This is a genomic window from Geodermatophilus sp. SYSU D00525, assembly GCF_054050475.1.
The window spans coordinates 42,078-63,099 of the sequence record NZ_JBJGZK010000016.1; the positions used below are offsets into that span (position 1 = coordinate 42,078).

The 21,022-nt window shown below is 76.0% G+C and carries 15 protein-coding genes; 2 read left to right on the top strand and 13 right to left on the bottom strand.

Annotation, left to right across the window (positions count from 1 at the left end):
• Window positions 1-50 precede the first annotated feature (50 nt).
• From ACI796_RS14660 to ACI796_RS14670, 3 genes are all read right to left on the bottom strand, one after another.
• On the bottom strand, window positions 51-1,808 hold the full coding sequence (locus tag ACI796_RS14660; RefSeq protein WP_456941961.1) for a bifunctional metallophosphatase/5'-nucleotidase: 1,758 nt from the start codon (window positions 1,806-1,808) through the stop codon (window positions 51-53).
• A 79-nt stretch (window positions 1,809-1,887) separates the two neighbouring features.
• Window positions 1,888-2,448, bottom strand: a complete 561-nt coding sequence (locus ACI796_RS14665) for a DUF1353 domain-containing protein (RefSeq protein ID WP_456941962.1) — start codon at window positions 2,446-2,448, stop codon at window positions 1,888-1,890.
• A gap of 60 nt (window positions 2,449-2,508) precedes the next feature.
• Window positions 2,509-2,643, bottom strand: coding sequence for a hypothetical protein (locus tag ACI796_RS14670; RefSeq protein WP_456941963.1), 135 nt, complete (start codon window positions 2,641-2,643; stop codon window positions 2,509-2,511).
• Window positions 2,644-2,843: 200 nt separating this feature from the next.
• Here ACI796_RS14670 and ACI796_RS14675 point away from each other — a divergent pair, with 200 nt between their 5' ends.
• Entirely contained in the window at window positions 2,844-3,854 is a 1,011-nt protein-coding gene (locus ACI796_RS14675) for an iron-containing redox enzyme family protein (protein WP_456941964.1), read from the top strand.
• A gap of 121 nt (window positions 3,855-3,975) precedes the next feature.
• Window positions 3,976-5,535, top strand: coding sequence for a methyl-accepting chemotaxis protein (locus tag ACI796_RS14680; protein WP_456941965.1), 1,560 nt, complete (start codon window positions 3,976-3,978; stop codon window positions 5,533-5,535).
• 93 nt (window positions 5,536-5,628) lie between these two features.
• Here ACI796_RS14680 and ACI796_RS14685 read toward each other — a convergent pair whose 3' ends face one another.
• The 10 genes from ACI796_RS14685 to ACI796_RS14730 all read right to left on the bottom strand — a co-directional run bounded on the left by ACI796_RS14685 (window position 5,629) and on the right by ACI796_RS14730 (window position 20,988).
• Window positions 5,629-6,969, bottom strand: coding sequence for an acyltransferase family protein (locus tag ACI796_RS14685; protein ID WP_456941966.1), 1,341 nt, complete (start codon window positions 6,967-6,969; stop codon window positions 5,629-5,631).
• Window positions 6,966-8,024, bottom strand: coding sequence for a glycosyl hydrolase family 18 protein (locus ACI796_RS14690; protein ID WP_456941967.1), 1,059 nt, complete (start codon window positions 8,022-8,024; stop codon window positions 6,966-6,968). The genes ACI796_RS14685 and ACI796_RS14690 overlap by 4 nt, the downstream gene beginning before the upstream one ends.
• Window positions 8,021-10,360, bottom strand: a complete 2,340-nt coding sequence (locus ACI796_RS14695; RefSeq protein WP_456941968.1) for a bifunctional polysaccharide deacetylase/glycosyltransferase family 2 protein — start codon at window positions 10,358-10,360, stop codon at window positions 8,021-8,023. Before ACI796_RS14695 ends, ACI796_RS14690 begins: the two co-directional genes overlap by 4 nt.
• A 2,198-nt stretch (window positions 10,361-12,558) precedes the next feature.
• Window positions 12,559-12,891: a CDGSH iron-sulfur domain-containing protein gene (locus ACI796_RS14700; protein WP_456941969.1), complete on the bottom strand. Its 333-nt coding sequence runs from the start codon at window positions 12,889-12,891 to the stop codon at window positions 12,559-12,561.
• A 42-nt stretch (window positions 12,892-12,933) separates the two neighbouring features.
• A complete protein-coding gene (locus ACI796_RS14705) occupies window positions 12,934-16,053 on the bottom strand; it encodes a bifunctional [glutamine synthetase] adenylyltransferase/[glutamine synthetase]-adenylyl-L-tyrosine phosphorylase (protein ID WP_456941970.1) in 3,120 nt (1,039 codons plus the stop codon).
• 4 nt (window positions 16,054-16,057) lie between these two features.
• Entirely contained in the window at window positions 16,058-16,798 is a 741-nt protein-coding gene (locus tag ACI796_RS14710) for a type 1 glutamine amidotransferase (protein WP_456941971.1), read from the bottom strand.
• A gap of 94 nt (window positions 16,799-16,892) precedes the next feature.
• The gene (gene glnA / locus ACI796_RS14715) at window positions 16,893-18,242 is read right to left on the bottom strand and encodes a type I glutamate--ammonia ligase (protein ID WP_456941972.1); all 1,350 of its coding nucleotides are present in this window, start codon (window positions 18,240-18,242) and stop codon (window positions 16,893-16,895) included.
• A gap of 107 nt (window positions 18,243-18,349) precedes the next feature.
• Window positions 18,350-19,573 (bottom strand): NAD(P)/FAD-dependent oxidoreductase, encoded by a 1,224-nt coding sequence (locus ACI796_RS14720; RefSeq protein ID WP_456941973.1) that lies wholly within the window; start codon window positions 19,571-19,573, stop codon window positions 18,350-18,352.
• A gap of 15 nt (window positions 19,574-19,588) precedes the next feature.
• Window positions 19,589-20,251, bottom strand: coding sequence for a GTP cyclohydrolase I FolE (gene folE, locus ACI796_RS14725; protein ID WP_456941974.1), 663 nt, complete (start codon window positions 20,249-20,251; stop codon window positions 19,589-19,591).
• 56 nt (window positions 20,252-20,307) lie between these two features.
• Window positions 20,308-20,988, bottom strand: coding sequence for a helix-turn-helix transcriptional regulator (locus tag ACI796_RS14730; protein WP_456941975.1), 681 nt, complete (start codon window positions 20,986-20,988; stop codon window positions 20,308-20,310).
• Between the last annotated feature and the right edge of the window lie 34 nt (window positions 20,989-21,022).

Here is a 21,022-nt window from a genome sequence, read left to right on the forward strand (position 1 = left end):
GCGGCGGCCCCCTCGGTGGGGACCGCCGCCGGGACGGGGTGGTGCGGGTGTCAGGCGACCGGGTCGATCCGGTCGGTCGCCGGGGCGTTCACCGGCCGGTTGGCCGTGAGGTGGGCCGTGAACGCGTCGAGGTCGATCGAGGTGGTGACGGCGTTCGTGCCGTTGGTGAGCTGCGAGAAGCCGTCACCCCCGCCGGCCAGGAAGTTGTTCACCGTCACCCGGTAGACCTGGGTGGGGACGACCGGGACGCCGTCGATCGCCAGGGCGTTCACCCGGGCACCGCTGCACGGGTCCGTCGCCGAGCCCGCGGGCGCCGCCGGGTCGACGACGTAGTTCACCGTCGACGACGGCTGGAGCACGACCGCGTTGCCGGTGCGGGCGTACTGCTGCTCCAGGACGCAGTCGAGCTGGGCGCCGGTGAGGTCCAGGGTCACGAGGTTGTTGGCGAACGGCTGCACCGAGAACGCCTCCCCGTACGTGATCGGCCCGGCGTCCAGGTCGGCGCGGACGCCGCCGGGGTTCATGAAGGCCGCGACCGCGCGCTCGTCCCGGGTGTCGGCCAGCTGCGCGTCGGCGATCAGGTTGCCCAGCGGGGTCTCGCCCTCGGCGTCAGCGGCCCGGCCGATGGCGGTGGCCGCGTCGCCCACGACCTCGCTGGCGATGGGGCCGATGACGGCGTTGTAGCGGGCGATCAGCGCGGTCTGCGCCGGGTCGGGGGCGACGTCCCGCTTGACGATGACGTTGTCGACCCGCGTCCGGTCGCGCATGACGTCGCCGCTGCGGGAGTTGATCTGCAGGTCGATGTCGGTGACCAGCCGGCCGTTGTTGCCGGCGCTGGTGACGACCTTGCCGTCGATCAGGCAGTTGTAGGCCTGGTGGGTGTGGCCGCTGACCACGACGTCGATGTCGTCGGACATGCCGGTGGCGATGTCGACGATCGGGCCGGTGAGGCCGTTGCACTGGTCGACGTTCCACGCGTCGGGACCGCTCTGGGCACCGCCCTCGTGCAGCAGGACGACGATCGACTTGACGCCCTGGCGCTGCAGCTCGGCGGCGTAGCGGTTGGCGGTCTCGACCTCGTCGGCGAAGTCCAGGCCCGCGACGCCCTGCTGGCTGACGATCTGCTCGGTGCCCTCGAGGGTCATGCCGATGAAGCCGATCCGGACGCCGCCGACCTCGTGGACCGCGTAGGGCTCGAGCAGCGGCTGCCCGGTCGCGGTGACGAAGGCGTTGGCCGACAGGTACTCGAAGTCCGCGCCCTCGTACGGGGTGCCGTCGGCGCAGCCGTCGACCGGGTGGCAGCCGCCGTTCTGGATGCGCAGCAGCTCGGCCGAGCCCTCGTCGAACTCGTGGTTCCCGACGCTGGCGTAGTCCAGGCCGGCCAGGTTCAGGGCCTCGATCGTCGGCTCGTCGTGGAAGGCGGCCGACAGCAGCGGCGAGGCGCCGATGAGGTCGCCGGCCGCGACCGTGACGGTGTTCCCCTGCCGCTGCGCGGCGGCCAGCTGCTGGAGCTGGGTGGCGAGGTACTCGACACCGCCGGCGTTGACCGTCGGGGCGGTCAGCGGGCCGCTGCCGTCGGGGTCGGGGCCGGTCTGCACGCGGCCGCCGGACCCCGACGGGGCCTCCAGCGCGCCGTGGAAGTCGTTGAGGGCCAGCAGCTGGACGTCGACCGGCGTCTGCCGGTCCGGGGTGCCGGGAGCGCCGGGGGCGGCGCCGGCCGGCGCGAGGGCGGCGGCGACGACCAGGCCGGTCATCGTCGCCGTCAGCGCCGCGGCCACCGTGGCGCGGCGCAGGACGGGCAGGGACATGCAGGATCTCCTGTGGTCACCGGGGACGGACGCCGGCGATCCGCCCGCGTCCCGCACGGAGTCTGACCCAGCCGCGGCGTTACCGGAACCCTCCGTCCTCGAACGTCCACCGACGACGGCGGCTCCACGGACGGACCCCGGCCTCCCCCGACACCAGCCGCTCCGCGGCGGCGTAGACCACCAGGGCCGGCACGGCCAGCAGCGACGGCGGCAGCACCAGCGGCGCCGCCAGCGCCGTGATCGCCAGCACGCCGGGTGCGCTGAGGACCCAGCCGCGCCGCCGCTCGGGATCGGTCAGCGCACCCCACCGCACGCCCGTCCACATGAGCCAGCGCAGCAGCACCGGCACCCCGGCCTCCCGCATCGCCCGGCGGAAGATGCCGTCGGCCTGCCGCGCGGTGACGACGCCGGCGGCGATCCCCTCCTGGCAGAGCCAGTCGTGCAGCACCGCGGCCAGCGTGTACCGCCCGGACTCCGGGACCAGCCACCGCACCGGCCGCGGCACGGACGCGAGGTCGGTGCGGAAGCCCGCCGGGACGACGAAGGTGTCCCGGTTGCCGTGGTAGGTGAGCGGCTCGACGAGCGTCCAGCCGCCGGCACCGGCGGTGCTGAGCACGCCCGCGGGCGGGTCGAAGGGCACGTCCGTACCCTCCTCCCCGCCCGCGCCGCCCGCTCGGGGGAGCCGTCCGTACCGCGGCTGTCAGTACCGCGGCCGGGCCGAACCCTCCGCGCGGGTGCCCGGCCGGCGCGCCGCGGACGGGGTGGCGATGTCCTCGAGCGACTTCCCCTCGGCGGCGACGCCGAGGACCGCGGCCACGACGCCGCCGAGCACCATGACGGCGGCGCCCAGGACGTACCCCCAGAACAGCCGGACGGGTTCGGAGCCGTCGCCGATGAGCGCCGGCCCAGCTTGCCCGACAGCCGGCCGAAGAACAGCGCCCGGCCGGTGGAGCGGGCCGGCGGCCCGCCACGGACGTGCGACATCCCATCGCGCACGGTGCATCGAAGTGCGCGACGCTGGGCATGGGCGGGACCATGCGCCTGCCTCTCGCCCGGGGCCCCCTGTCCGCGGCCCTCCGCGACGACCTGCTCGCCGGGTCGGTCTCCCCCGCCACCGCCGACCTCGCCCGCACCACCGCGGACGCCTCGGCCGACCCCCTGCACGACGACGACCTGCAGCTGGCGCTGGCGCTGTGCTACGAGCTGCACTACCGGGGCCTCGACGGCGTCGACGACGCCCTCGAGTGGGACCCCGCCCTGATCACGCTGCGCGCGCACCTCGAGCGCCGGCACCTCGCCGCGCTGCGCGAGCTCACCGGCCCGCCCTCCCCCACCGGCGAGCCGGTCGACCAGCAGCTGACCGCGCTGATCGCCGCCGACGACGGCCCGTCGCTGTCGTCGTTCATGGCCAGGCGCGGCACCGCCGAGCAGTGGCGCGAGTACCTGACCCTGCGGTCGGTCTACCACCTCAAGGAGGCCGACCCGCACACCTTCGCCGTCCCCCGGCTGTCGGGCCGGGCCAAGGCCGCGATGGTCGAGATCCAGGCCGACGAGTACGGCGGCGGCGCCCCCGAGCGCATGCACAGCGAGCTGTTCGCCGGGATGATGCGCGACCTGGGCCTGGACGCCGGCTACGGCGCCCTGTGGGACGACGCGCCCGCCGTCGCGTTCACCTCGGTCAACACCATGTCGCTGTTCGGCCTGCACCGCCGCTGGCGCGGGGCGGCGCTGGGCCACCTGGCCTGCGTGGAGATGACCTCGTCCGAGCCCAGCCGCCGCTACTCCGCGGGGCTGCGCCGGCTCGGCCACGACGGGACGACGACCGTCTTCTACGACGAGCACGTCGAGGCCGACGCCGTCCACGAGCAGATCGCCTCGGTGGACATGTGCGGCTCCCTGGTGGCCGAGGACCCCGTGCTCCTCGGTGACGTGCTCTTCGGCGCGGCCTGCTCCCTCGCCCTCGACGGGCTCGCCGCCCGGCACCTGCTGGGCGCCTGGGAGGCCGGGCGCTCGGCGCTGTACACGCAGCCCGCGCTCGCCGCCTGAGTGGCGATCCGGTCTCGGGGCCGGATTCCGGCTCCGATCCGGCTGCACTCCGCGGCGGCGCTGCCGAACCTCTCGGCGCAGGACCACCGTCCCCGGGGGTCCCCGAGCCCGGAGGACGACCATGTGGCGGCGCACCGACCCGGACCCGTCCGGCACGCCGGCGACCACGGCGATGCCCCGGGACGTCGAGACCCTCGAGGAGGTGGTCGAGGCCCTCGACTCCGGCGTGACGACGGTGCTCGACGCCCACGTCGCGGTCGTCCGCACCATCGTGGAGACCTGCGGCCTCGGGTACGGCGCGGTCTGGCTGCCCGACGCCACCGGTGCGTTCGCCCTCGCCTGGGAGGGCGGCCCGCTCACCCGGGCCATGTCCGCCGCGTGGCCGCGGGACGGCGTGCTGACCGAGTCCGCCGGGATGGGCGGGAAGGCGCTGCGCGAGCGGCAGACCGTCCACCTGGCCGGTGCCCCGGCCGGCCGCGGCGGCTGCGTGCGCTGGGAGACCGCCTGGGCCGCCGGCGCGCGGGAGGGCTGCTTCCTCCCCGCCGTCGACGACGGCGCGGTCACCGCCGTACTGGAGTTCCACAGCGCCACGCCGCTGCCCTTCTCCGGCGTCCGCCAGGAGAAGTGGCGGGCCATCACCCGGCTGCTCGGCCACGCCCGGCGGGCCGCCCTGGCCTCCGCCGCGCTGCGCGAGACCCTCGACGACCGCGCCGCCGTCACCACCGTCGTCACCCGGGTCGGCGAGGCCACCGACGAGGCCTCGGCCCTGCGGACGGCGCTGGAGAGCGTGCGCACCTCCTTCGGCTGGGCCTACGGCTCGTTCTGGGCGCTGGACGAGGCGGAGGGCGTGCTGCGCTTCCAGCTCGAGTCCGGCTCGGCCGGCGAGGAGTTCCGCACGGTCACCCTGGCCGCCAGCTTCGCCGAGGGCGTGGGCCTGTCCGGCCGCGCCTGGAAGCGGCGCGACCTGGTCTTCGTCCGCGACCTCGCGGAGGTGACCGACTGCGTGCGCCGGCCCGCCGCCCAGCGCGCCGGCGTGAAGTCCGGCGTCTGCTTCCCCATCACCGCCGGGGGCCGGGTGATCGGGACGATGGACTTCTTCGTCACCGAGACCATCGAGCTGTCCGAGTCGCGGGCCGCCGCGCTGCGCAACGTCCAGCAGCTGGTCAGCCAGCGGCTGGACACGCTGCGCCGGGCCGCGGCCGACGCGCAGCGCTCCCGCGAGCTGCTCGACAGCGTCGACCGGCTGCGCGAGGCCGCCGCCGCGGCCGGTGAGGTCGCCGAGAAGGCGGTGTCCCAGGCGTCGGCCATGACCACCGAGGTCGCCGCCCTCACCGAGGCGTCGACGTCGATCGGCGAGGTCATCCGGATCATCTCCGGCATCGCCGACCAGACCAACCTGCTCGCGCTCAACGCCACCATCGAGGCCGCGCGGGCCGGTGAGCTCGGCCGCGGCTTCGCCGTCGTCGCCAGCGAGGTCAAGGACCTGGCCCGGGAGACGGCGGCGGCCACGCAGCGGGTGTCGGACCAGATCGCCGGCATCCAGTCCAGCAGCGACCAGGTCACCGCCGGCATCCACGCGACCAGCGAGGTCATCGGCCAGCTCGACGCGGTGCAGGCCCGGATCACCGACGTGCTCGAGGAGCAGGTCCGCCTGGCCCGCGCCATCGAGACGACCGCCTGAGGGACCCCGTCCCCACCGGGGACGTCGACCACGGTGGCGTGGGCCGGGCACGGGGGCCGGCCCACGCCACCGTCTCGTCCGGAGCCGCGACCGTCAGTGCCGCGCCGGTGCCCCGTGGGCACGGTGCGGGCCGAGCGGGGCCCGCGGCCGCGGCACCAGGCGCTTGAGGAACCGGTCGGGCCGGTGGGCGGGCACGGGTCCCGCGCCGGGAGCGGCCCGGCCGGACGCCTCCTCCGCCGTGCCCGCGGCCTCCCGGACGACGTTGCCCCGCACCACGCTCCGGCGCTCCTCCGCCGGGGCCGGCCTGTCGACGGCCCCCGGGGCGGCCCCCCGGACCACGTTGCCCCGCAGGACCACCCGCCGGGCGCGGGGGACCCGGTCCCACGGCAGCAGCCGCGGCCGCCGCGCGGCGGCCACGTCCTCGACCCAGCCGACGACCAGGACGGCGACCAGGAGGAGCAGCCACGCGGTGGCGAACTCCAGGACCATGCCGCGGGGACCCGAGGTGTCGTACCGGGCGAGCACCGTCGCGCCGAGCACGACCGGCGCCATGGCGATGGCGAGGTTGCCCCACAGGTAGATCGTCATCGCCCGGCTGTTGAACAGCGACACGACGGCGCCGAGCGTCGGCAACCGGTCCAGCCAGCCGAACCGCGGGTAGACGCGGAGCAGGACGAGCACCGCGCCCAGGCAGTAGAGCATGTCGGCCAGGGGGATGTCGTCGATGTTGTACGAGCCGTACTCCGCCTGGTGGGAGAAGGCGTACCAGGCGCCGGCGGCGAGGAGCGCGACCCCGCCGGCGAGGGTGCGTCCCAGCGGCAGCCGGCGCAGCGTGCCGTCGTGGTGGGCGAACCCGAGCATCCAGCAGCAGGCGTAGACGCACAGCTCGACGACGATGTCGTGGGTCCGCCCGACGAAGTTGACCAACCCGAGGGTGACCAGCCCCATCGTGACGACCGGGACGCTCATCGTCCGCAGCGGCCAGCGGCGGAACAGCCACAGCATCGCGGGGCTGAGCAGCAGGAACCACAGGTAGACGCGGATGTACCAGAGCGGCGCCGTCCACTCGTACCCGGCCGACGACGCCGGCGGGTCGGAGAGCGGGACGACCCACAGCCAGGCCGTGTCCCAGGTCAGCGGAGCCGAGCCGTCGTCCTGCCCCACCTGCCAGCCCAGCAGCAGCATGACGGCGACCATCACCCCGCCGAACACCCAGAACGGCGGCAGCAGCCGGCGGATCCGCTTGCGCAGGAAGGCCCGGGCCGAGCCGGCCCGGTCCAGGGAGCCGGCCACGAGCCCGCCGCCGAGGGCGAACATGATGCCCATCGACGGGAACAGCAGCGGCAGCCACGCCCAGCCGAAGGCGTGGAAGGTGATGACCCGGACGAGCGCGGCGGCCCGCAGGAAGTCGATGTAGCGGTCCCGCTGTCTCATGCCTCCGCACCTCCCGTGGTGACCCCCGCCACCGTCGGCCAGACGGCGGGGTCCTCCCCGCCCAGTCGCCAGATGGCCACGCCGCGGAGCCCGTGCTCCACCGCGACGTCCTGCTTGGCGGCCAGGGCACGCGCGTCCTCGAACCAGACGGTGTGCTCCTGGCCGTTCTCCGTGTAGGTGAAGGTGACCGCCGCCGCGGCGTCGTCCCACCGGGGTCGTGCGCCCACCCGCTCGGCGAGGGCGACCGCGTCGGCGGCGCCCAGGACCGCGCCCTGCTCGCCGACCCAGTCGTAGCCGTAGGTCGCCAGCCCGAGCATCAGCTTCTCCTCCGGCACCCGGTCGACCGCGTACCGGGCGACCGACCTCACCCAGTCCACGGGGGCCACCGGGCCGGCGGCGCTGTCGCTCCACGCGTGGTCGTAGGCCATGACCCGGACCTGGTCGGCCACCGCGCCGATCTGCTGGTAGCTGTAGGCCAGCGTGCCCGGGTCGTCGTCGGCGGCGCGGGCGGGCACGGCCACGGTGAGCTCGAGTTCCCGGGCGTGCAGGTCGTCGGCCAGGGCGGTCAGGAACTCGGTGAACACCGGTCCCGCGGTGGGCGGCAGGCTCTCGTAGTCGACGTCCAGTCCGTCCCACCCGTTCTCCGTGACGAGCCGGACCAGCTCCTCCCGGTGCGCCTCGGCCCGTCCTGCGTCGGCGAGGAGGTCGGCGACCACCTGCCCCTGCCACTGGCCGTCGGCGAAGTTCTGGACCGTCGGCAGGACCTGCAGACCGGCGTCCCGGAGCTGGTCCCGGACCTCGGCCGGCGGCTGGGTCACGACCAGCGCCCCGTCGGTGCCGAGGGTGAGCCAGGTCGGGCTGACCTCGGTGACCCCGCCGACGTCGACCGCCGGGGTCAGGGACGCGGACGCACGGTCGTCCCACGCCGGCAGCCAGGCCGCCGCGACGAGCGGCGCGGACCGGTCGGAGACGGCCCACCGGACGACGAACGCCGCGGCGACCAGCACCGGGACGACCGCCACCGCGACCAGCAGGAGCAGTCTGCGGCGCCTCATGCCGGCACCGCCGCGGGCTGCGGGGGCTGCACCGGTTCCTGCGGGCCCTCGTCCATGTTCGCCGTCCGGGCCAGCTTGTTCCAGCCGAGCCGCACCCCGCGCAGCGCGGTGCCCAGGCAGGCGTAGAGCAGGTAGGCCCGCAGCGGCTCGAAGATGAACCGGTAGAGCGGGACCATCAGCAGGTGGGCCGGGCGCTCCCGGAGCAGCCACACCGCGACCGCGGCCAGCGCCCCGTAGACCACGGCGAAGGCGCCGAAGTACGCCAGGACCACGAGCGGTCCCCGGTCGGCGAGCATCTGCAGGACCACGACGGTGATGAAGGGCGTGAAGACCAGCGGCAGGAGGATGGTCAGCGCCGCCATGGGCAGGACCAGCACGCCGAGCCAGCCGTAGCGGGGCCGCAGGAGCATGTTGCGGTGCCGCCAGACGGCCTGCAGCGTCCCGTACGTCCACCGGACCCGCTGCTTGAGCAGGGCGTCCACGGTCTCGGGGGCCTCGGTCCAGGCCACGGCCCCGTCGGCCTGTTCCACGCGCCAGCCGTGCTGGTGGAGCATCAGCGTGAGGTCGCAGTCCTCGGCGAGCGTGGCGTCGCTGTAGCCGCCGGCCTCCAGCACCGCCTCGCGGCGCCACGCCGCGCAGGCCCCCGGGACGATCATCACCGCGTTGAGCAGGGCACCGGCCGCGCGATCGACGCCGATCTGCGTGACGTACTCCAGCGCCTGCCACCGCGTCACGACGTTCTGGGCGTAGTTGCCCACCTTGATGACGCCGGCCACCGCTCCCACCCGCGGCGAGTGGAACTGCTCCACCAGCCGGCTGACGGTGTCCGGGGTGAACAGGGTGTCCGCGTCGAGCGTCACCACGTACGGGTGCCGCGCCGCGGCGAAGCCGCGGTTGAGGGCTGCCCACTTGCCGGCGTTGTCCTGCCGCAGCAGCCGCACCCGGCCGTCCTCGGCCGCCACGTCGCCCACCATCGCGGCGGTCCCGTCGGTGCTGCCGTCGTCGACGACGATCACCTCGCGCACCGGGTACCGGGAGGCCAGGACGTGCCGCAGCGTGCGGACGATGACCAGTTCCTCGTTGTACGCGGCGATCACGACGGTCACCGCCGGTGTCGCGGTGTTGATCGGCCGTCGCCGGCGCCGGGCCCGCGTCACGGCCAGCACCGTGTTGAACAGCCCGAAGCCGAGCATGCTGGCCACCCCGATGACGAACAGGACCTCGAGCAGGGGGGCCGGGACGGCGAAGAGGAGGAAGACCACCGCCGCGGTGATGCGGTCCCAGACGTCCGGTCGCGCCGGGCCGACGAGGTCCTCCAGCCCCGCGTTCGCCTGGGGCATGGAGTGGAAGGTGTAGCCGGCCTCCCGGGCGGCGAGGATCAGCCGCTCGACGTACTCGACGGTCATCGTGCGGTCGGAGCCACCGCTGTCGTGCAGCAGGACCGTGATGTCGTCCTGCTCCCCGAGCGGGGGCAGCGGGATCTCGCCCTCCCGCTGGCCGCTGGCGTGGGCCCAGTCCAGCGAGTCGAAGTCGTGTGACGCCGCCACGTACCCCAGCTGCTGGGCGCGGAGGATGCCCGGCGCGTCGTAGCGCATGCTCTCCTCGTCGTCCCCCTCGTAGGGGAGCCGGAAGATCGCCGTCCGGTAGCCGGTCTCCGCCCGCATGACCCGGTCGGTCACCGCGATCTCGAGCCGCTCCCGGAACGCCGTCGTCACGTTGACGTCGACGTGGGTGAGGGAGTGGTTGCCGAGGGCGTGCCCCTCCCGCACGATCCGCTGCATGATCTCCGGGTACCGGACCATCTGGTCCCCGGTGACGAAGAACGTCGCCGGCACGGAGTAGCGGCTGAGCAGGTCGAGCAGGCGCGGGGTCCAGACGGGGTGGGGCCCGTCGTCGAAGGTCAGCGAGATGGTCCGGCCCGCGCCCGTGCCGTACCCGTAGCGGCGCAGGGCGTAGGTCGCGGACCCCGCCTCGTCCACGTCCTCGGGCGGCAGCTGCGCCACCACCTGGCCGGTGAACGGTTCCTGGGCGTAGGTCTCGCCGTCGACGTGCAGCAGCCGGACCACCTGCACCAGGGGGCCGGCACCCAGCACGGGCGGGACGCCGACGTCGGCGACCGTCGGCCCGTCCGGGACGGGCGCGCCGCCGAGCGCCGGTGGCGCGATCACGTGGGGGACGACGACCGCCCCCGCGGCGAGGAAGACGGCCAGCAGGCTCAGGCCGACCGCCCGGAACCGCCGCCAGCGGCGTCCCGAGGGGTTGAGGAAGACCGGGCGGTCGACGACGCGGACGGCCCGGGGTGCGGGGCGGTCCGCCTTCGTGGTGCGGTGGTTCACGAGAGGTCCTTCGGAGGAGCCCGGGCGCGGACGGCGCAGGGGCGGGCGAGCGGTGGGACGGGGGTGCGCACCGCCTCAGCGGGCGCAGCGGTGGACGCGCGGCGTCGGTGCGGCGGGCGCGTCAGGCACCGGTGGTCCGGCACGCGTGCAGCCGGGTCCCGCGGGTCAGTCGGGCCGGGAGCCCGGGGCGTCGGCGTCACCACCGGGAGCGGCGCCCGGGTCGCGCCCCGGGCAGACGGGGACCCCGCCGAGCAGTGGCGGCCAGTGCCCGGTCAGCGCGGCTGCGGGCAGGGTCGGGGAACTCCCCGAGGAGCTCGACCCGGCGCTGGAGGACCCGGCGCTCACGCCGGCGACGGCCACGGCCTGGTGCTCGGGCAGGTGGCCCTGCAGCGGGGCGACCGGGACCCGGGGGGTGATCGTGTCGGCCTGCCCGGAGGGCGCCGGCGCCGCGGCGGGACCGGGCGCCCCCGACCGTGCGGGGACGGTGTCACCGGGCTCGGCGGGGCCGTCGGAGGCGGGACCGTCGGAGGCGGGACCGTCCGAGGCGGGACCGTCGGAGGCGAGACCGTCGGAGGCGAGACCGGAGGCAGGTGCCGACCCGTCGTCGGCGCCCGGCTGCTGACAGGGGACGGGCGGAACCGGAGCGTCGTCGGGGGCGGTCACCGGGGGCTGCGCGGGCTGTGGCACCGCAGGCTCCGGGGCCGCTGCGGTGGCCGTCCCCGTCGGCGCGGTCTCGTCGGTCGGGGCGGTCGAGGACGGTCCGGCGTCGGGCGTGGCGGCAGGCGCCGTCCCCGAGTCGGCCGTCACTCCTCGCGTGCTCGCGGGTCCGCCGGTTCCCGGGGTCGGCGGGGCCGGTGCGCCCGTGTCCGCCGTCCCGTCGGTCGGCGCACCAGCGGCCGCGGGCTGGGGCGCCGGTGTCCCGGTGGCGAGGATCCCGGCGGCCGTTCCGGCCCCGGATCCGGTGCTGTCCGACGACGCCGCGACCGTGCCGGCCGGGGGGCCTGCCGTGGCCGCGGGCCCGTCGTCCGTGCGGGCTACCGGGCAACCGGTCGCGGGCGGCGGGGATCCCGGCCCGCTGGTGCCGGCCCTCACCGGGAGCCTCGTCCCCGTCGGCACGCACGTACCGGGTGACGGCGCGGCCGCCCCGGACGCGTGGGGCACCCCGGTGACCGCTTCCGGCCGCGGCGGCGCGACCGGCTCGGGAGGGGCCGGCTCCTCGGGAGGCGCGACCGGCTCGGGAGCGACCGGCTCCTCGGGAGGCGCGACCGGCTCGGGAGCGACCGGCTCCTCGGGAGGCGCGACCGGCTCGGGAGGGGCCGGCTCCTCGGGAGGCGCGACCGGCTCGGGAGCGACCGGCTCCTCGGGAGGCGCGACCGGGTCGGGAGCGGGTGGCTCGTCCACCGGGGCAGGTGCGGGGGGCTCCGTGGTCGCCGGGACCGGCGCCTCCTCCGGAGGAGGCGGGACGGCGCCGGTCACGTCGTGGTGCGCGGCGGGTCCCGGACGGCCGGCGCACCCTGCCTCCGCCCCGTGCGGGTCCCGCTGGGGATGACGCTGGTCGCCGGCGGACTCGACGTGGGGGCAGGACGGCCCGGGCCCGGGGGTGCCCGTCGTCCCGGGACCGGCGGACGCCGCCGGGGCGAGGAGGGCGAGGAGCGCCCAGCAGCCGACGACGAGGGCTGCACCGGCGAGGACGCGACCACCCCACCGCATCCACGCCAGGACGGCTCCGCGCCGGGACACGACCTCCGCCACCCGGTCCACCCGGGAGGTGTCGGGAGGGCGTGGCTCGCCCACACGGATGCGCACTGTCCCCCCGGGTGTCGAACCACACGGTCGGCGTCGCCACGGGCGTCCTCAGCACCGGTGGCACGGACGGGGCAACGCTCCGAAGTCGTGGACGACCGGTCAACAACCTCGGCGGCCTCCGCGGCGTCACAAGGGGGACGCGCCGCACGGGGGTGACCCTCCGTCACCGCCGGGGTGTCCTCAGATACCCGATCGGGTGACGGACCGCACCGCGTCGGCTGCGCGTGCAGCCCGGTCGTCACCCGGTCGGGTGACCCCTCCACGGCCGGGGGTGCGTGGATTACGCACGCCTGCACGGTGCCGCACCGTCGTACGGCGCGCAGCGCACCGATCACCCGGCGTGACCGTCACTGCCTCGTGACCGGGTGCGTGCCGGCACCGGAGGCGGCCGGTCAGTCAGGTGCCCCCTCCGCGGACGGTGCGGGGTCCGGGCGGCGGGCCTGGCGCAGGATCGCCGCGGCCGGCCGGGGCCGGCTCGGCGCGCTCGGGGCGGAGAAGCCCGAACGCTTGTGGCTGCCGTCGCAGAACGGCTTGATGCCGGACTTGCCGCACCGGCACAGAGCCACCGTCTTCCGGCCCGGGTCGATCTCGGCGCCGTCCTGGTCGACCAGCCGGAAGTCGCCGCGCACGATCAGCGGGCCGTCGCGGTAGGGCGTGATGGTGGCGCCGGGGACGGCGTCCTCGTCGGGCAGGCCGGCGTCGTCGGCGGGGACGGCTGAGCTCACTCCCCTCCCGTGCCCCGCCGCCGCGCCCCGCACACCCGGGGGTCAGCCGGGCGGCTGACCGTAGAAGACCTGCTCGACCACGCCGCGGGCGTGCCGGGTGGTGCGCCGGTAGTCGTCGAGGAACTGCCCCGGGTCGACGTCGGGGCCGTACCCGCTGGCCCGCGCGACCCCGGCCAGCTCCAGCCCGGGCCGGGGCAACTGGTCGCCGGGCCGGCCGCGGACGAGGAAGACGGCGTTGCGCGCCCGGCTGGCCAGCTCCCACGCGTCGCGCAGCGACCCGGCCTGCTCGACGGTCAGCAGGCCGTTCCCGGCCAGCTCGGCCAGCGCGCCGACGGTCGAGGGCTCCCGCAGCCCGGGGACGGCCGCGGCGTGCTGGAGCTGCAGCAGCTGCACGGTCCACTCGACGTCGGCCAGGCCGCCGCGGCCGAGCTTGGTGTGGGTGGCCGGGTCGGCGCCGCGCGGCAGCCGCTCCCGCTCCACGCGCGCCTTGATCCGGCGGATCTCGGCGACCTGCTCGGCGGACAGCCCGCCCTCCGGGTAGCGCAGCGGGTCGACCAGCTCCACGAAGGCCGCGCCCAGCTCGGGGCTGCCGGCCACCGGCGCCGCGCGCAGCAGCGCCTGCACCTCCCACACCGACACCCAGCGCTCGTAGTACTCGCGGAAGGCGTCCAGGCTGCGGACCAGCGCGCCCTGCCGGCCCTCCGGGCGCAGGTCGGCGTCGACCTCGAAGGCGGGGTCGGGAGCGGGCTCGCCGAGCAGCCGGCGCAGCGTGTGCGCGACGGCGTTGGCCGCCTGGGTCGCCTTCGCCTCGTCCGCTCTGCCGTCCCCCGACCCACCGTCCCCGACGGCCCTCGGGCGGTGGACGAACAGCACGTCGGCGTCGGAGCCGTAGCCCATCTCGCCGCCGCCGAGCCGGCCCATGCCGATGACCGCGAGCTCCATCGGCACGTCGGCCGGGTCGATGCCGGCCTCGCGGGCCCACGCGCGGACGGCGACGTCCAGCCCGGCCTGCAGCGTGGCGACGGCGACGTCGGTGAGCGCCTGCCCCACGCGGACGACGTCGAGCAGGCCGAGCAGGTCGGCCGAGGCGATCCGCAGCAGCTCCTGCCGGCGCAGGCCGCGCAGGACGGTGACGCCGGCCTGCGGGTCGGCGGCGCGGCCGGCGGCGGCGCGCCAGGCCCCGGCCAGCGAGTCGGCGCTGCGCGGCTCGAGCTCGTCGTCGTCGGCGAGGATGCGCAGCGCCTCGGGGGTGCGGGTGATCAGCGCGGCCACGAACCGGCTCGACCCGAGCAGCCGCGCCAGCCGCTCGGCCACCTGGCCCTCGTCGCGCAGCAGCCGCAGGTACCACTGGTTGCCGCCGAGGGCCTCGCTGACCTGCCGGTAGGCCAGCAGCCCGGCGTCGGGGTCGGAGCAGTCGGCGAGGGTCTGCAGCACGACCGGCAGCAGGTACTTCTGCATCGACGCCGACCGGGACACCCCGCCGGTGAGCGCGCCCATGTGCCGCAGCGCGCCCTGCGGGTCGGCGAACCCGAGCGCGCGCAGCCAGTCGCCGGCGGCCTTGCTGCCCAGCTGCGCGGCCTCGGCCGGCACCCGCGCCACCGCCGACAGCAGGGGCCGGTAGAAGAGCTTCTCGTGCAGCCGGCGCACCTCGCGGGTGTGCAGGGCCATCTCCGCGCGCAGCACGTCGACGGCGGTGCCGCGGGCGTCGGGCTTGTAGCCCAGGGAGCGGGCCAGCCAGCGCAGCTGCTGCTCGTCGGTGGGCAGCAGGTGGGTGCGGCGCAGCCGCAGCAGCTGCAGCCTGTGCTCGACGGTGCGCAGGAAGCGGTAGGAGGCGATGAGGGTGTCGGCGTCGTCGCGGCCGACGTAGCCGCCGGCCCGCAGCGCGTGCAGCGCCGGCAGCGTGCCGCCGACCCGCAGCCGGACGTCGACCCGCCCGTGCACCAGCTGCAGCAGCTGGACGGCGAACTCCACGTCGCGCAGGCCGCCGCGGCCGAGCTTGATCTCCCGGTCGACCTGCGCCGGCGGGATGTTGTCCTCCACCCGCCGCCGCATGGCCTGCACCTCGGCGACGAAGCCGGGGCGGTCGCCGGCCTCCCACACCATCGGGAAGAGCTCCTCGACGTAGCCGCGGCCGAGGTCGGGGTCGCCGGCCACCGGGCGCATCTTCAGCAGCGCCTGGAACTCCCACGTGCTGGCCCACTGCCGGTAGTAGGCGGTGTGGCCGGCGAGGGTGCGCACCAGCGCCCCGGCCTTCCCCTCCGGGCGCAGCGCGGCGTCGACCTCCCAGGCCGCCTCGCGGCAGATCCGCATGAGCGCGGCGGCCACCCGGGTGGCGCTCTGCAGGGCGGGGGCCTCCGGGTCGCTGGGGTCCACGGGCTCGGCGACGAACACCACGTCGACGTCGCTGACGTAGTTGAGCTCCCGCCCCCCGGTCTTGCCGAGCGCGATGACCGCCAGCCGGCACGGTGCCGCGCCCTCGGGCTGCTCGGCGACGGCGAGCGCGAGGCCGGCGGTGAGCACCGCGGCGGCGACGTCGGCGAGCTCGGCGGCGACGTCCTCGGCCGACAGCCCCTCCCCCAGGTCGCGGCCGGCGAGGTCCAGCACCGCCCGCCGGTAGGCCAGCCGCAGCGCGGCGACCCGCTGCGGCGAGGCGTCCGGCGCGGCCCTGCCCAGCCGGACGCCCCACGGCGGGTCGTCGGGGTCGGCGCCGACGGCGGCGAGCATCTGCCGCTCCAGCGCGTACGCGGCGGGGCGCACCGCGCCGCGGCCGTCGGAGTCGAGGACGGTCCAGTCGCGGGGGTGGGCGGCGAGGTGGTCGGCCAGGCCCGCGCTGGCGCCGAGCACCGACAGCAGCCGGGTGCGCAGCGCGCCCGAGCCGCGCAGGCGGGCGAGCAGGCCGGCGGCCGCCCCGCCCGTGTCGTCGGCGGCGTCCAGGGCCTCCACCAGCCGGGCCAGCGAGCGGACGGCGAGGTCGGGGTCGCCGGCGCGGGCCAGCGCGGAGACGACCGGGCCGGCCTCGGGGTCGGCGGGCTCGTTGCGCTCGAGGTCCCACAGCCCCAGGGCCGGGTCGGACAGCAGCAGCGCGGCCTTCTCGCCGTCCTCGAAGCCGAAGCGGGCCAGCCGCACGACCGCGCGGCGGGGCACCTCCCGGGATGCGGTCACCGGCTCAGACCGCGGCGCCGCGGCCCGCGCGGACGAGGTCGGCGAAGCGGGCCGCGAACGGCGCCCAGACCTCCTCGAGGTCCGGGTGCACCGCGTCGGTCAGCCGGCAGAGCGTCTCGCGGTCGTACGGGCTCGCGGCGACGCCGACGGTGTCCCGCTCGGCCCACTCGCGGACGATCTCCGGCGTCGTCTCGACGTGGAACTGCAGCCCGTAGACGTGCCGGCCCACCCGGAAGGCCTGGTGGGCGTACACCGGGCTGCTCGCCAGCAGGGTGGCACCGGCCGGCAGCTCGCTGATCTCGTCGTGGTGGAACTGGATGACGTCGGGCGACAGCGGGAGCGGGCCGAACACCGGGTCCCCGGCCGCGGCGTCCCGCTTGGCCACCAGCAGCGCCCCGACCTCCGGGCCCTCCATCCCCTCGCGCACCCGCCCGCCGCCCGCCTGGGCCAGCAGCTGGGCGCCCAGGCAGATGGCCAGCGTCGGGGCGTCGTCGGCCAGCGCCCTCGCCAGCAGCGCGCGGACCGGCCCCAGGCCGCTGGTGGCGTCGTCGTCGAGGCCGGACTGCGGGCCGCCGGTGACCAGCAGCCCGTCGAAGCCGGTCAGGTCGGCCGGCACCTCGTCGCCGGCGTCGAGGTGCCGCTCGTCGAGCTCGAGGCCGGCCGCGCGCAGCCAGTCCCCCAGCCGTGCGGGCGGGGCGGTGTCGCTGGGGACGACGACGAGCAGGCGGGCGGGGGTCTCCGGCACGGTGCCGAGGTTAGTGCGCGCCCGTGCCGGCGCCCCGCTCCGCCGCCCGCGCGCGGACGGCGGGGCCCTGGGGGGCCTTTGTAGCGCTATCGGCTCAGAGGCCGGGCAGGTAGCGCTTGAGCTCGAAGGGCGTCACGTTCTGCCGGTAGGAGTTGAACTCCTCCCACTTGTTGCGGAGGAAGAACTCGAAGACGTGCTCGCCGAGGGTCTCGGCCACCAGCTCGCTGCCCTGCATCGCCGTCAGCGCCTCGCCCAGGGACACCGGCAGGTCCTCGTAGCCCGCGGCGCGGCGCTCGGTGTCGGTGAGCGACCAGACGTCGTCCTCGGCCTCCGGCGGCAGGTCGTAGCCCTTCTCGATGCCGCGCAGCCCGGCGGCCAGCAGCACGGCGAAGGTCAGGTACGGGTTGCAGGCGGAGTCCGGCGAGCGGACCTCGATCCGCGCCGACTGGCCCTTGTTCGGCTTGTAGGAGGGCAGCCGGACCAGCGCCGAGCGGTTGGCCCGGCCCCACGTGGCCGCGGTCGGCGCCTCGGTGCCGGCCAGCAGCCGCCGGTAGGAGTTGACCGTCTGGTTGGTGACGGCGGTGAACTCGCGGGCGTGGGTGAGCAGCCCCGCGATGAACTGGCGCCCGGTGGCCGACAGCCGGATCGGGTCCGACGGGTCGTGGAAGGCGTTGCGGTCGCCCTCGAACAGCGACACGTGGGTGTGCATCGCCGAGCCGGCCAGGTCGGTGAACGGCTTGGGCATGAACGTCGCGTGCACGCCCTGGGCCAGCGCCACCTCCCGGACGACGTGCCGCAGCGTCATCACGTTGTCGGCCATCGACAGGGCGTCGGCGTAGCGCAGGTCGATCTCCTGCTGGCCGGGCGCGACCTCGTGGTGGCTGAACTCCACCGAGATGCCCATCGCCTCGAGCGCGAAGACCGCCTCGCGGCGGAAGTCGTGCGCCACGTTGTGCGTGGACAGGTCGAAGTAGCCGCCGGTGTCGGCGGGCTCCGGCGGCCGCCCGTCGGTGGGGAGGTCCTTGAGCAGGAAGAACTCGACCTCGGGGTGGGTGTAGAAGGTGAACCCCATGTCCGCGGCCTTGGACAGCGCCCGGCGCAGCACGTGCCGGGGGTCCGCCCACGACGGCGACCCGTCAGGCAGCGTGATGTCGCAGAACATCCGCGCGGTGTCGCTGGGCTGGCCCTTGGTCGCGGGCATCACCTGGAAGGTGGCCGGGTCGGGCTTGGCGAGCATGTCCGACTCGTAGACCCGCGCGAAGCCCTCGATCGCCGAGCCGTCGAAGCCGATCCCCTCGGCGAACGCCGCCTCGATCTCCGCCGGCGCCACGGCCACCGCCTTGAGGTAGCCCGAGACGTCGGTGAACCACAGCCGCACGAAGCGGATGTCGCGTTCCTCCAGGGTGCGCAGGACGAACTCCTGCTGCCGGTCCATGCTGGCCATGATCGGATCCGCTCGTCTCGTCGCCGTGTCGTCCGTGCACAGCCTGCCCGGTCCGGGTGCCGGGCACACCGGTGGGGCGCCCCGTGTCGCCCCACCCGGTGGGCCGGTCAGACGACGAGCGACTCCAGGGGCGCGTCCGGGTCGGTGAGCGCGGCCGCCGGCACCCGCTGACGGCTGCGGACCAGCGCCTGCAGGGGCGCGGTGACGTCCCAGACGTCCACGTTCATCGCCGCGGTGACGCGGCCGTCCGACGTCCAGAAGGCGATGAACCCGCCGTCGTCCGGGTCGCCGCGGCAGACCACCGTGTCCCCGGGCGCGCTCACCCCGGAGTACTCCATCCCGAGGTCGTACTGGTCGGTGAAGAAGTAGGGCACGCGGTCGTACGGGACGTCCTGCCCCAGCATCGAGCGCGCGGCGGCCGGGCCGCCGTGCAGCGCGTTGGCCCAGTGCTCCACGCGGAGGTGCCGGCCGTAGAGCGGGTGGAACGACGCCGCGACGTCACCGGCGGCGTACACGCCGGGCGCGGAGGTCCGCAGCGCGTGGTCGGTGACCACGCCGTTGTCCACGTCGAGTCCCGCCGAGGCCGCCGGCTGCGTGTTCGGCACGGCGCCGACGCCGACGACGACCAGGTCCGCGGACAGCCCCACGTCCCGGTCGGTCACCACCGCGGTGACCCGCCCGCCGGCTCCGCGGATCTCCCGCACGGTGGTCTCGGTGAGCAGGTCGACACCGTGCCGCCGGTGCAGGCGCGCGAACACCTCCCCCATCCGCGGGCCCAGCACGGCGTGCAGGGGCGTGGGCTGCGGCTCGACGACGGTCACCTCGTTGCCCTGGGTGCGGGCGGCGGCCGCCACCTCGAGCCCGATCCACCCCGCGCCCACGACCACGACCTGCCGGCCACCACCCGTGAGGTCGGCGCGCAGGCGGTCGGCGTCGGCGAGCGTGCGCAGGTACCGGACGCCGTCGAGGCCGGCGCCGGGCACGGGCAGCCGCCGGGCCGAGCACCCGGTGGCCAGCAGCAGCCGCGACCAGGCGAGCTCCTCGCCGGTGTCCAGGGTCAGCCGGTGCGCGCCCGGGTCGAGCCCGACGGCGCGCACGCCCAGCCGCAGGTCGACGTCGTGCTCGCCGTACCAGCCGGGGTCGAGCACCTGCGCCGCCTCGCGGGGGGTGGTGCCGAGCAGGTACCCCTTGGACAGCGGCGGGCGCTCGTAGGGGACCTCGGGCTCGCCCGCGACGACCACGAGCGGCCCGTCGAAGCCCTCGGCGCGCAGGGTCTCGGTCGCCTTCGCGCCGGCGAGGCCACCGCCGACGACCACGAAGGGGGTGTCCACGGGTCCCGCCTCCCCTCAGGCGGCCGTGCCCGGCACGGCGCCGGTCAGCGCGAGGAACTCCTGCCGGGAGCGGGCGTCGTCGCGCAGCACGCCGTGGAGGGCGGAGGTGATCGTGCGGGACCCGGTGGCGCGCACCCCGCGCAGCGTCATGCACTGGTGCTCCGCCGCGATGACCACGCCCACCCCGCGGGGCGCGAGGTGGTCCCGCAGCCAGTCGGCGACCTGCTGGGTGAGCCGCTCCTGCACCTGCAGGTCCCGGGCGAAGGACTCGAGCACCCGGGCCAGCTTGGACAGGCCGAGGATCCGCTCGCCCGGCAGGTAGCCGATCGCCGCGGTGCCGGTGAAGGGCAGCAGGTGGTGTTCGCACAGCGACTGGACGGGGATGCCCGTGGCGACGACCAGCTCGTCGTACCCGCCGTCGTTGGGGAACGTGGTCAGCTCGAAGGGCCGGCCGGTGAGCAGCTCGGCGAGGGCGTCGGCGACCCGGCGCGGCGTCTCGGCCAGGTGCGGGTCGGCGGGGTCCCTGCCGAGCGCCCGCAGCAGCTGGGCGACCGCCCGCTCGGCCGCGGGCAGGTCCACCGCCCCGGTCTCGCGGACGAAGCGGAGGGCCCGGCGGTGGCCGGGGACGGCGGGCTCGGCGGTGAGGGCGGCGGTGCGTCGGAGCGCGTGGGTGGTCATCGGACCTCCTCTATCACCAACGGTGGTTGGCAGTAGAGACCCGGCCGCCCGGTCTGTCAACCGTCGCGCGTGCCGTCCAGGCGCACGCAGCAGGCGCCGTCCTCCGGCTGCAGCCGGGCGGTCAGCCCGCTGGGCCCGACGCCGTCGAGCACACCCTCGAGCAGCCGCAGGTTCATGCCGCAGACCAGCTCGGTGTGAGCGCGGGCGAGGGTGTGGAAGGGGCAGTTCCGGAGGGTGACCGCGTCGCCGTCGACGCGCGGCTCGTAGCCGTGGGCCTCCAGCACGCGGAGCACGGCCTCCCGGCCACCGGCCCCGTCGGTGGCGGCGGCGAGCTCCAGCCCGCGTGCGTGCGCCCGCCGGTCGAGGACGGCCGCGGGCCGCTCGCCCGACGCCTCGGCCTCGGTCACGGCCGCGGCGAGCAACTCGCCGGCCAGGTCGTAGTGGCGCTCCGGCAGTGAGACCGCCACCGAGCCCCCCGACCGCCGGTAGAGCTTCGCGGGGCGGCCGGCGCCCGGGCCGGTGCGCCCGGACCGCCGCTCGAAGTGCACGTCGAGCAGCCCGTCGTCCACCAGCCGGTCGAGGTGGAAGGCGACCGTCGCCCGGGGGACGCCCAGGGCGGCGGCCACCTCGTCCCGGCCGACCGGCTCCGCCTGGCGGACGACGTGGTCGTACAGCCGGCGGCGGGTGGGCTCGGCCAGCGCGGCGACGGCGGCGACCTGGTCCGCCCGGGGATCCACCCGCCCACTCTAGAAGCAACGATCGTTCGTCGAA

Excerpts from the sequence above, each read along its gene's own strand:
- ACI796_RS14660 (WP_456941961.1), bottom strand. The coding sequence starts at position 1,808 with ATGTCCCTGCCCGTCCTGCGCCGCGCCACGGTGGCCGCGGCGCTGACG.
- ACI796_RS14670 (WP_456941963.1), bottom strand. The coding sequence starts at position 2,643 with ATGGTGCTCGGCGGCGTCGTGGCCGCGGTCCTCGGCGTCGCCGCCGAG.
- ACI796_RS14675 (WP_456941964.1), top strand. The coding sequence starts at position 2,844 with ATGCGCCTGCCTCTCGCCCGGGGCCCCCTGTCCGCGGCCCTCCGCGAC.
- ACI796_RS14680 (WP_456941965.1), top strand. The coding sequence starts at position 3,976 with ATGTGGCGGCGCACCGACCCGGACCCGTCCGGCACGCCGGCGACCACG.
- ACI796_RS14685 (WP_456941966.1), bottom strand. The coding sequence starts at position 6,969 with ATGAGACAGCGGGACCGCTACATCGACTTCCTGCGGGCCGCCGCGCTC.
- ACI796_RS14690 (WP_456941967.1), bottom strand. The coding sequence starts at position 8,024 with ATGAGGCGCCGCAGACTGCTCCTGCTGGTCGCGGTGGCGGTCGTCCCG.
- glnA (WP_456941972.1), bottom strand. The coding sequence starts at position 18,242 with ATGGCCAGCATGGACCGGCAGCAGGAGTTCGTCCTGCGCACCCTGGAG.
- folE (WP_456941974.1), bottom strand. The coding sequence starts at position 20,251 with ATGACCACCCACGCGCTCCGACGCACCGCCGCCCTCACCGCCGAGCCC.